An 11510-nucleotide genomic window follows, 5' to 3' on the forward strand; every position below is an offset into this window, starting at 1 on the left:
TGGGAAGCGAATTCATTCTGGGCGGCATTCCGACGATGGGCCGGCACAGCCGATAGATAGGTGTCGGTTGCGCGACCGTATCGCGAATGAATTCGCTCCCACAGGTTGTGCCCGTCACGCCTCACAATCCCAGTCCCATGCCGGCTTTGGCGTCATCAAAATCGCTACCGCCGACAGACCGTGCTGCTTCAGGTTATGCGTTCGGCCGTGGAAAGCGACGAGACTCAATGCCCCGCCCCGGGCCCGGCCTTGGCGGCGAACGGTGGTTTGGCCAGCCAGATGACCAGAATCAGCGCCATGAATCCCCAACCCATCATGTAGAAGTAGTCCACCGTCGACATCATGTACGCCTGGCTGGTGACCATGCTGTCGAGCTGCGCATAGGCCTGGTTACTCGCCCCGCCCAGCGTATCCAGCGCATGACGGGTGGTCGGCTCGTAAGTGTTCACGTTTTCGCTAAGGTACGCGTGGTGCATGTTCGCCCGACGAATCCAGATCCAGGTCGTCAGCGACGCCGCGAAGCTGCCGCCCAGGTTTCGCAGAAATGTCGCCAGCCCCGAGCCGTCGGCGATCTGTGACGGCGGCAGGTCAGACAGCAGGATGCTCAAGGTCGGCATGAAGAACACCGCGATCCCCGCCCCCATGAACAGCTGCACCATCGCGATGTGGTAGAAATCCACCTGGCTGGTGAAATTCGAGCGCATGAAACAACTGGCGCCAATCACCAGAAACGCCATCCCGGCCAACAGCCGAAGGTCGAATTTTGGCGCGTACTTGCCCACGAACGGCGACAACAGCACAGGCAAAATCCCCAATGGCGCCACCGCCAACCCGGCATAAGTGGGCGTGTAGCCCATCTGGGTCTGCAACCATTGCGGCAGGATCAGGTTGATGCCGAAAAAACCCGCATAGCCCAGCACCAGACAGATGGTCCCGACCCTGAAATTGCGGAACGAAAACAGCCGCAGGTTCACCACCGGGTGTTCGTCGGTGAGTTCCCAAATGATGAACGCCGCCAGGCCAATCGCCGAGATCACGCTGCCTATGATGATGAAGTTCGACGAGAACCAGTCCAGGTCGTTGCCTTTGTCGAGCACGACCTGCAACGCTCCCACGCCGATGATCAAGGTGATCAGCCCGATGTAATCCATCGGCTGGCGAATGATGTTCACCGGGCGCGCGGCCAGTTGCGTGCGCACCACAGCGGCGGCGAACAGGCCGATGGGCACGTTGATGAAGAAGATCCACGGCCACGCGTAACTGTCAGTGATCCAGCCGCCCAAAATCGGCCCCGCGATTGGCGCCGCCACCGTGACCATCGCCAGCAGCGCCAAGGCCATTCCGCGCTTTGCCGGGGGGTAGACGGCAATCAGCAAGGTTTGCGCCATCGGGTACAGCGGGCCTGCGACCAACCCCTGCACCACGCGAAACCCCACGAGTTCAGGCATTGACGTTGATATACCGCAGAGAAAAGAGGCGATCACGAACAGCAGCGTCGCCCATATAAAGAGCTTCACTTCACCGAAACGCCGACTCAGCCACCCAGTCAAGGGCAAGGCGATAGCGTTACTGACCGCGAACGAGGTAATGACCCACGTGCCTTGGTCCGAGCTTACCCCCAGGTTGCCGGAAATGGTCGGCAAGGCCACGTTGGCAATGGTGGTGTCCAGCACCTGCATGAACGTCGCCAGCGACAGGCCGATGGTGCTCAAGACCAGGCTGGGCGGCGTGAAAGAAGCGGGAGCGTTGTTACTCATCGCGAATCCTTTGAGTCTCGGGCGTGACCCCGACGCGAGGGTCGGGGCCAGTGGATTGGCGGGTTAGCGCTGAGCGGCCTTGACCGGGCCGGATGCGCTGTTTTCATGAATCAGGCGCCCGATCAGCGTGTCGGCCTCAGCCAGTTGCTTGACGTAGACATCCGTTGTGAACGACGCCTGCTTGGGCGGCTGTTGCGCCAGTACCGGACCGCTCTGGTCGTGCAGGTTCACGTCGACCACCGTGGACAGGCCGATGCGCAGCGGGTTCTGCTTCAACTCATCGGGGTTGATGTGAATCCGCACCGGCACGCGCTGCACAATCTTGATCCAGTTACCCGTGGCGTTCTGCGCAGGCAACAGGGCGAACGCGCTGCCTGTGCCAGCGCCGACGCTGTCGACGGTGCCGCTGTATTTCACATCGCTGCCGTAAAGGTCGGCCTCGATATCCACCGGCTGGCCAATGCGCATCTTGCCCAGTTGAGTTTCCTTGAAGTTGGCGTCGATCCACACTTGATCCAGCGGGATAACGGCCATCAGCGCAGTGCCCGGCTGAACACGCTGGCCCAGTTGCACGGTGCGCTTGGCAACATAGCCGGTCACCGGAGCGATCAATGTGGCGCGGGCATTGTTCAGGTAGGCCTGACGCAGTTGCGACGCCGCAGCCTTGACGTCGGGATGGGAGGCCACGTTGGTGTCGTCCACCAGCGCGGTGCTGGTCACCAGTTGCTGCTGGATGTTGTTCAGGGCATTTTGCGCGCTGGTCAGGTCATCCTGCGCGTGAGACAGCTCTTCCTGGGAAATCGCCCCGCCCGCCGCCAGATTGCGCCGACGGTTGTAGTTGTCCTGTGCGCGTTTGACCTCGGCACGCTGAGCCGCCAGTTGCGCCTTGATGCCGTCAACATTGCTGTAGAGGCCGCGTACCTGACGCACCACCTTGCCCAGATTCGCCTCGGCACTTTGCAGCGCGACTTCGGCATCGTTCGGATCGAACTGCACCAGGACCTGACCTTCGCGGACCAGATCGCCATCGTCGGCGCCGATGCTGACCACCGTACCCGTCGTTTGCGGGGTAATCTCTACCACGTTGCCGTTGACATAGGCGTCGTCGGTGCTTTCGTACCACTGGCCATAGATTTCATACCAGGCCCATACGCCAATCCCCGTGAGGATCACAAGGATCAACAGGCAGAACAGCAGCAGCTTGCGCTTGCGCGGGTTTTTCTGCGGCTGACCTTGCGCGGCTTTCTGATCTTTTTGCTCGCCCTGAGTTTTCTGCTCGTCCGGTTGCTGAGCGTCGTTGTTTGGTTCGTTTGCGTTGTCGTGAGTGGCAGTGGCCATGACGATTACCTTAATGAGTCAGCGAAGCAGTTGACGGGACGGCCGGGGCGGCATTTTCGCCGGGCTTGCTCTCTTCAAAGCCTCCCCCCAGGGCCTGCATCAACTGGATCGAAAGATCGATTCGTTCCGCGTTGAGATCAGCCAGTTGGCGTTGCGACTGCAGCAGTTGCTGCTCCACAGTCAGCACGTCGAGGTAATTGCCGATCCCCGATGAATAGCGCTGGACTACGGTGTTGTAGGACTTCTGAATCACGTCGGTGGCCTGTTGACGGGCCTGGATCTGACCTTCGATCGAGTGCAGCTGGCCGATGTCGTCGCTGACATCGCCCAAGGCGCGGACCAGGCTCTTGTTGTACTGCGCAACAGCAAGGTCATAGTCGGCATCGCGGGCGTCGAGGTCGGCGCGACGACGGCCGCCATCGAAGATCGGCAGCGAAAGGGTCGGCGCAACGTTGAAGAAGCGGCTGGCCGAGCCGAACATCGCATCACCCAGCAACGACTCCATGCCCGCCGACGCACTGAGGTTCAGGTTCGGGTAGAAGTTGGTCTTGCTGACTTCGATGTTCTTGCTCGCGGCCTCCACTCGCCAGCGCGCGGCCACCAGATCCGGGCGACGACCGAGCAATTCGGCAGGCACCACGGAAGGCAATGCCACGACGGCAGGCTTGAGCACGTTCGGCCGGGCCAGTTCTTCGCCACGATCCGGGCCTTTGCCCATCAATACGGCCAAGGCGATTTTCGCAGTGCGCAGGCGTTTGTCGGCGTCGACCAAGGCTTCGCGGGAGCTGGCTTCCAGGCTCTCGGTCTGCTGGTACTGGTATTGGCTGTCGATGCCGGACTTGAAGCGACGAGCACCCAGCTCCAGCAATTGCCGGGTGCGCTTGAGGTCATCGGCGGCCAGGTCGCGAACGACGTAGGCCTGACCCAGATCGCTGTAGGCGCGGGCGACGTCGGCGGCGAGGGTCAACTGCGCAGCGCGCTGGTCGATTTCAGTGGCGCGGGTCTGGCCCAGTGCCGCTTCCCAGGCGGCGCGTTGGCCGCCCCACAGGTCGAAATTGTAGTTAAAGCTGCCACCCAGGCTGCGCAGGGTGCTGTACCGGCTGCCCTCCCCGAGTGGGTCTTGATCCCTGGCCAGACGAGAACGGCTGACGGTGGCGCTGGCATCGACGGTCGGCATCCGCTCGGCGTCGGCGGCATAGGCTGCCGCGCTGGCCTGGTGGGTGCGCGCCGCGGCGATCTGCATGTCCGGGCTGTCGCGCAGGGCTTCGGTGATCAGACCGTTGAGCTGCGCATCGCCCAGGTGGGTCCACCAGTCGCGCTTGGGCCAGGCCGCAGGCGACAGGGTGACGCCGGTCAGGCTTTGTCCGGCCTGCAGGCTGTTGGCATCGATGCCGACGCCTTCGGTGTTCAAGCCTTTGGAATTGGCACAACCGGCCATGACCAGCGCGACGAATACAAGGCTCAACGCTGTGCGTCGGGATGAACCGGGGGAGCTGTGCAGGGCCGGGCCCTGCTGGCGTTGGATGTTCATTTTGCTGCAATCCGCGCGAGAGTGATCGGATCGGCCGCCGCCACCAGCACTTTGGTGAGCAGCTTCTCCAGCAGGGTCAGTTCGTCATCTTCCAGTACGCCCACCATCTCGTTCATGGCCTTGGCGCCGATCTGCGGCAGCAGGTCGGAAAGCGCCTTGCCTGATTCGGTCAGCACCAGCCGCACCTGTCGACGATCCGATTCCGAACGGGTGCGCACGAGCAGATCTTTCTGCTCCAGTCGATCGAGCATGCGGGTCATCGAGCCGCTGTCCAGGCACAGCGAACGGCACAGGTCGGCCGGGGTTTCGGCGCCGTACAGGGCCACGATGACCAAAACCTTGAACTGTTGGGCAGTGAGGTCGTAGGGCACCAGGTGCTTGTCCAGGATGCGGTTTTTCAACAAGTCGGCGCGACCGATCAGCATGCCCAGCAGGCTGTTCTGAAAAGTCTCGGGAGTGAAATGAGCCATTGATAGTTACCCACTATCTGCCTAAGCAGTGATTTTTGGGTGATATTACTGCCTAGGCAGCAAACACACAATGAAACATTTTTTAAGCTGCGGAGTTCTGGAAAAACGTGTTCGTCGGACGGTTGAGCTCGGGGCGGCGGCGACGCATTAGGATTTTCCGCACTTTTACTTTCCAAAATCGACGCCTATCATCAGTTGGCCGCTCGTAGTGGCTCTTCGGCGTGCCATGGCGCACGTCTGCACTCTTATCCGAAGCAGTCGAGACAGATGATTACTCTTCAGGACCTCAACGATTTCATCAGCAACCCGCAATTGAGTGACAGCGTTGCACAGGTCTGGGACCTGATCGGCGCACACTTCGAGCAAGCCCAGGCCACACTGCCTCCCGAGCGCGCAATGCCACGCCGCGAACTCTCTTTCCACGATCACGTCCGCTTGTTGGGCTATCTATCACTGCTGATCGAGGGTATCGCAGGAGACGTGGTCGAGATCGGCGTCTGGAAAGGCAAATCGCTGGTGCTGATGAACGAAGTCTGCAACCGGGAACGTCGCGTCATTGGCATCGATCCGTTCGAATTGCCCAATCAGTTCGAGGAGTTCAGTCATTACAAGGATGCCCTGCTGCCCAACGCGCATATCCTGCGGGGGTATTCGGAGTTGTGTGCCGAACGCTTCTACAACCTGAATCCGAAAGTGGCGTTGCTGCACATCGATGGCGGCCACGCCGGACGCAACGTGTTGCTGGACTTCCTGCTGTATTCCCCAAGTGTGGTGCCTGGTGGGTTCGTCGTATTTGACGACTATGCCGATTACCTGCATTCGCCAGAAGTCGGGCCGGCCGTCGACCTGCTGCGGGCCACTGGCTATTTCAAGGACTTCCACGTGCAGGGCTGCGTACGCGGCTTCGAGAACAGCTACGTGATTCAGCGCGTTCGCTGATCAGTTTTCCTGTCCCCCCACGCCCGGCTGCCGGGCGTCGCACTCAAATCAGGCCGGAACACCACTGTGAAAACGGAAGTCCTCATCCGGGCTTTCGATCAGTTCGCGTTCGGCCAGGCGAATTTCTTCGATCTTGGCGTCAACGTCCGCAGCATCGCCATAGAGGTAGGCGAGCTTGAGGTAATCCTGAAAGTGCCGCGCCTCGGATTTGAGCAGGCTGGCGTAGAACTTGGCCAGATCCGCGTCCAGATGCGGAACCAGTGCGGCGAAACGCTCGCAGGAGCGGGCCTCGACGATGGCGCCGACGACCAGCGCGTCAGTCAGGCGAAACGGGTTGTGGGTGCGCACGAGCTTGCGCAATGACCCGGCGTAGCGCGCCGAACTGATGTTGGCCATAGGAATGCCACGTTTCTTGATGATGCCGATCACCTGCTCGAAGTGACGCAACTCCTCGCGGGCCAGGCGCGACATCTTGGCCAGCAGGTCGAACTTGTCGTTGTACTGGAACATGAACTGGAAGGCCGCGCCGGCGGCTTTCTTCTCATTGTTCGCGTGATCGATCAGCAGAATATCCAGGTTCTGCAGGGCGGCCTGCACCCAACTGTCCGGGGTGGGGCACAGCAAAAAGGCGTCGACGTCTGGATAAATCTGCATGGGTTCACAACTGGCTGGCTGGGCAAGGCGCAGCATTATACGGGGCTGATTGCGCAGAGCCAGTGCCTTCGTGCGCAAAAGCCGTGACGCCGATCAACGCGACGATTGGCGGCGGGCAACTATAGTTGAACAGCGAGGGTTGAACAGCGAACAGTCAACGCCCGCCCATGGTCGAACGCTTCGTGCAGCTTTCCAGGGAGATCAGCTCATGCAATCGATGCGCAGGATTCTGGTGATCATCGAACCCCGTGCCGAGACCCATCAGGTTGCCAATCTGGCCATGCCCCGCGCCTGCCTGATTGCACGCGCCACGGGCGCCAGCCTGCATTTGCTGGTGTGCGACAAGAAACTGGATCACAGCGAACTGCTGACTGACCTCAAGCACGTGCTCGAAGCCAAGGACATCAAGGTCACCACCGAACAGGACTGGCACGAAAGCACCCATCAGACCATCGTCAAGGTTCAGCAGGCTCAGGGCGCTGATCTGGTGATCAAACAGCACTTCCCCGATGGCGCGCTCAAAAAGGCCCTGTTGACGCCCGATGACTGGAAACTGCTGCGTCACTGCCCCTGCGCCGTGCTGATGGTTAAAACCGACCGACCATGGAAAGGCGGCGCGGTTCTCGCGGCGGTGGACGTCGGCAACCCGGACGGCGAGCACAACGCGTTGCACTACAGCATCGTTAGGCACGGCGTGCGCATTGCGGAAATGGCGGGCGGTGAACTGCATGTGATCGCAGCGCACCCCTCGCCCATGCTCTCGGCGGCGAACCCGGTGTATCAGCTGTCCCCGACCATCGACGGCAAGTACCGCGAGCAGTGCAAGGCATTTCAGACTGAATTCAGCATCAATGATGCACACCTGCACATCGCCGAGGGGCCCGCTGACGTGTTGATTCCCTACACGGCCCATCATTTAAATGCCGCGGTGACAGTGATCGGGACCGTGGGCAGAACGGGGATTTCTGGCGCATTGATCGGCAATACCGCCGAAGTGGTGCTCGATTCATTGGAAAGTGATGTGCTGGTGCTGAAAAGCGAAGAAGCACTGGCGCATCTGGAGCAGCAGCTGGCGCGGGTTTGATTCAACGTGCAACCCACATCGAGGAGTGCCCAGCAATCATGAGACCTGTGGGAGCGAATTCATTCGCGAGAGGCCAGCTCATCCGATACACCTCTGTCGAAGTACGACCGCATCGCGAATGAATTCGCTCCCACAGGGCAGAATTGTTGGCGATCAGCCCATCGCATCGTTCAAAAACCCCGGCGCGATGTAGCGCTCGTAGTGGGCCTGCGACAGCAGGAAAAACTCCCGATCAATGGCATCGCGCAGATCAGGCAACGGCCAGTCGCGGAACTCGGGCATCAGCACCATGCCGTAGGCTTCAACGTTGTTGATGACCCGGGCGCCGCGCGCAATCAGTTGATAAGCCCAGCAATATTCCGATTGCTGGGGCACGAAGCGGATCTTGCGCTGCTCCAGCTGCTGACGCAGCAAGGCCGGGTCGAACACCTCGACCTTGGCGGTCATCACCTGCACCAGCAATTGCTCGAGCCGCAGCCACACCGCACGTTTTTCGTCCTCGTTGTAGCCGTTCCAGTGGATCACTTCATGGTGGAAGCGCTTGCACCCCCGGCACACGAGATCCCCGTAAACGGTGGAGCACAGGCCCACGCAGGGCGTCTTGATGATGTGATTGGGCATGGCGGAAAAACACGGCAGCGGACGAAACAGGCCTGCATGTTAGCCCTTTGTCTAACGGGGTACACCCCTGAAGATGTAGGGGCTAACTTACCTTCTGCCTTTTTTTGCCGTAGAATCACCGGGCCTTTTAAGGCGCCAATGTCCGTTGGAAGCTGTTTTCAAAGCGTCACGAGCACAGTCCAGGATCTGTACGCAAAGTCGGCAAGCGCCACTTTGCCTATGGAGCCTTACCCCGCAGTACGGTTCGACGCAGGCGTAATCCTGCGTCCCCTCCCTCCCAGAGCCGTTCATGCAGGCGTAAAACTTTGAAAACAGCTTCTGTTGGAGATCGTCAGCTTCCTGCCTGAAAACTCAAAAAGTTTTGATATGCACGGTCGCGGACTTTTTCCGGATGAGCGTCCCGGACACCCATTTGGGACCACTGATGAGGGTAATACTGTGCTTGAAGCCTACCGTAAACACATCGAAGAGCGTGCCGCCCAGGGTATCGTGCCCCAGCCGCTTAACGCCGAACAAACCGCAGGCCTGGTCGAGCTGCTGAAAAATCCACCGGCTGGCGAAGAAGCTGTCCTGCTTGACCTGATCACCAATCGCGTTCCACCGGGCGTTGACGAAGCTGCCTACGTCAAGGCCGGTTTCCTCTCCGCTCTGGCCAAGGGCGAAGTCTCCTCCCCTCTGCTGGACAAGAAGCGCGCTGTCGAACTGCTCGGCACCATGCAGGGCGGCTACAACATCGTGACCATGGTTGAGCTGCTGGACGATGCCGAGCTGGCGCCTGTCGCTGCCGAGCAACTGAAGCACACCCTGCTGATGTTCGACGCCTTCCACGACGTCGCTGAAAAAGCCAAAAACGGTAACGCACACGCTCAAGGCGTGCTGCAGTCCTGGGCTGACGGCGAATGGTTCCAGAAGCGCCCTACCCTGGCCGACAAGATCAGCCTGCGCGTCTTCAAGGTCACCGGCGAAACCAACACCGACGACCTGTCGCCTGCACCGGATGCCTGGTCGCGTCCCGACATCCCGCTGCACGCCCTGGCCATGCTGAAAATGGCCCGCGAAGGCATCGTGCCTGACGTGCAAGGCGCCATCGGCCCGATGAAGCAGATCGAAGAAATGCGCGGCCAAGGCTTCCCGATCGCCTACGTCGGTGACGTGGTCGGTACCGGTTCCTCGCGTAAATCGGCGACCAACTCGGTCCTGTGGTTCTTCGGTGACGACATCCCTTACGTGCCGAACAAGCGCGCAGGTGGTTTCTGCTTCGGCAGCAAGATCGCTCCGATCTTCTACAACACCATGGAAGACGCCGGCGCTCTGCCAATCGAATTCGATGTCTCGAACATCAACATGGGCGACGTGATCGACGTTTACCCGTACGAAGGCAAGGTCACCAAGCACGACAGCGACGAAGTGATCACCACGTTCGAACTCAAGACCCCAGTGCTGCTGGACGAAGTCCGCGCCGGTGGCCGTATCCCGCTGATCGTCGGCCGTGGCCTGACCAGCAAGGCACGCGCCGAACTGGGCCTGCCGCCTTCGACCCTGTTCAAGCTGCCTGAAGTTCCGGCTGCCAGCACCAAGGGCTTCACCCTGGCGCAGAAAATGGTCGGCAAGGCCTGCGGCACCGACGGTATCCGTCCGGGCACCTACTGCGAACCGAAGATGACCACCGTCGGCTCCCAGGACACCACCGGTCCCATGACCCGTGACGAACTCAAAGACCTCGCGTGCCTGGGCTTCTCCGCTGATCTGGTGATGCAGTCCTTCTGCCACACCGCGGCCTATCCAAAGCCGATCGACGTCAAGACCCACCACACCCTGCCTGACTTCATCATGACCCGTGGCGGCGTTTCGCTGCGTCCGGGCGACGGCATCATCCACAGCTGGCTGAACCGCATGCTGCTGCCGGACACCGTCGGTACCGGTGGTGACTCGCACACCCGTTTCCCGATCGGCATCTCGTTCCCGGCCGGTTCCGGTCTGGTCGCGTTCGCTGCAGCCACTGGCGTCATGCCGCTGGACATGCCCGAATCGATCCTGGTCCGCTTCAAAGGCAAGCTGCAACCGGGCGTCACCCTGCGCGACCTGGTTCACGCCATCCCTTACTACGCGATCCAGAAAGGCCTGCTGACCGTCGAGAAGAAAGGCAAGAAAAACGCCTTCTCGGGTCGCATCCTGGAGATCGAAGGTCTGGAAAGCCTGACCGTCGAACAAGCCTTCGAACTGTCCGACGCCTCGGCAGAACGTTCGGCCGCCGGTTGCACCATCAAGCTGTCCAAAGAGTCGATCGCTGAATACCTGAACTCCAACATCACCCTGCTGCGCTGGATGATCGCGCAAGGCTACGGCGACCCACGCACCCTGGAACGCCGCGCCAAGGCGATGGAAGCCTGGATTGCCAATCCAGAGCTGCTGGAAGCCGACAAGGACGCCGAATACGCCGAAGTCATCGAGATCGACCTGGCCGACGTCAAGGAGCCTGTGCTCTGCGCGCCGAACGACCCGGACGACGCCCGCCTGCTGTCCAGCGTCGCTGGTGAGAAGATCGACGAAGTGTTCATCGGTTCGTGCATGACCAACATCGGCCACTTCCGCGCTGCCGGTAAACTGCTGGATCAGGTCAAGGGTCAGCTGCCTACTCGTCTGTGGCTGTCGCCGCCGACCAAGATGGACGCTCACCAACTGACCGAAGAAGGCTATTACGGCATCTACGGCAAGGCTGGCGCGCGCATGGAAATGCCGGGCTGCTCGCTGTGCATGGGTAACCAGGCACGTGTGAACCCGAACGCCACCGTGGTATCGACCTCCACCCGTAACTTCCCGAACCGTCTGGGCGATGGCGCGAACGTTTACCTGGCTTCGGCCGAGTTGGCGTCGGTGGCATCGATCCTGGGTCGCCTGCCGACCGTCGAGGAGTACATGGAGTACGCGGGCAAGATCGACAGCATGGCTGCCGATGTTTATCGCTACCTGAGCTTCGACCAGATCGCCGAGTTCCGTGAATCCGCTGCGAACGCCAACATTCCGGTTGTTCAAGCGTAAGATCGAGACACTGCGTTGAAAGAACCCCACTTCGGTGGGGTTTTTTTATGGGGTTTCTTGAGCGGATTTTAGTGGCT

The 11510-nt window shown here is 60.5% G+C and carries 9 protein-coding genes; 3 read left to right on the forward strand and 6 right to left on the reverse strand.

Annotation, left to right across the window (positions count from 1 at the left end; genetic code table 11):
* Window positions 1-224: 224 nt before the first annotated feature.
* From AC07V9_RS18460 to AC07V9_RS18475, 4 genes are all read right to left on the reverse strand, one after another.
* Window positions 225-1757 carry a DHA2 family efflux MFS transporter permease subunit gene (locus AC07V9_RS18460; RefSeq protein ID WP_495017096.1) on the reverse strand — a complete coding sequence of 511 codons (1533 nt, stop codon included), beginning with the start codon at window positions 1755-1757 and terminating at the stop codon, window positions 225-227.
* Between the two features lie 63 nt (window positions 1758-1820).
* Window positions 1821-3095, reverse strand: a complete 1275-nt coding sequence (locus tag AC07V9_RS18465; protein ID WP_495017097.1) for a TolC family protein — start codon at window positions 3093-3095, stop codon at window positions 1821-1823.
* 10 nt (window positions 3096-3105) lie between these two features.
* Window positions 3106-4626 (reverse strand): efflux transporter outer membrane subunit, encoded by a 1521-nt coding sequence (locus AC07V9_RS18470; protein ID WP_495017098.1) that lies wholly within the window; start codon window positions 4624-4626, stop codon window positions 3106-3108.
* Window positions 4623-5096, reverse strand: coding sequence for a MarR family transcriptional regulator (locus tag AC07V9_RS18475; protein ID WP_495017099.1), 474 nt, complete (start codon window positions 5094-5096; stop codon window positions 4623-4625). The genes AC07V9_RS18470 and AC07V9_RS18475 overlap by 4 nt, the downstream gene beginning before the upstream one ends.
* 267 nt (window positions 5097-5363) lie before the next feature.
* On the opposite strand from AC07V9_RS18475, the gene AC07V9_RS18480 reads away from it, so the two are divergent.
* The gene (locus tag AC07V9_RS18480) at window positions 5364-6035 is read left to right on the forward strand and encodes a class I SAM-dependent methyltransferase (RefSeq protein ID WP_495017100.1); all 672 of its coding nucleotides are present in this window, start codon (window positions 5364-5366) and stop codon (window positions 6033-6035) included.
* 48 nt (window positions 6036-6083) lie between these two features.
* Here AC07V9_RS18480 and AC07V9_RS18485 read toward each other — a convergent pair whose 3' ends face one another.
* Window positions 6084-6689 (reverse strand): MiaE family protein, encoded by a 606-nt coding sequence (locus AC07V9_RS18485; protein WP_495017101.1) that lies wholly within the window; start codon window positions 6687-6689, stop codon window positions 6084-6086.
* Window positions 6690-6897: 208 nt separating this feature from the next.
* Here AC07V9_RS18485 and AC07V9_RS18490 point away from each other — a divergent pair, with 208 nt between their 5' ends.
* Complete coding sequence (locus AC07V9_RS18490; protein WP_495017102.1) at window positions 6898-7773, forward strand: universal stress protein; 876 nt, start codon at window positions 6898-6900, stop codon at window positions 7771-7773.
* A 153-nt stretch (window positions 7774-7926) separates the two neighbouring features.
* Here AC07V9_RS18490 and AC07V9_RS18495 read toward each other — a convergent pair whose 3' ends face one another.
* Window positions 7927-8394: a DUF1289 domain-containing protein gene (locus tag AC07V9_RS18495; protein ID WP_495017103.1), complete on the reverse strand. Its 468-nt coding sequence runs from the start codon at window positions 8392-8394 to the stop codon at window positions 7927-7929.
* A gap of 438 nt (window positions 8395-8832) precedes the next feature.
* On the opposite strand from AC07V9_RS18495, the gene acnB reads away from it, so the two are divergent.
* The gene (gene acnB, locus AC07V9_RS18500; RefSeq protein ID WP_495017104.1) at window positions 8833-11433 is read left to right on the forward strand and encodes a bifunctional aconitate hydratase 2/2-methylisocitrate dehydratase; all 2601 of its coding nucleotides are present in this window, start codon (window positions 8833-8835) and stop codon (window positions 11431-11433) included.
* Window positions 11434-11510: the final 77 nt, after the last annotated feature.

The organism is Pseudomonas sp. GW821-FHT02A11 (genome assembly GCF_059421985.1).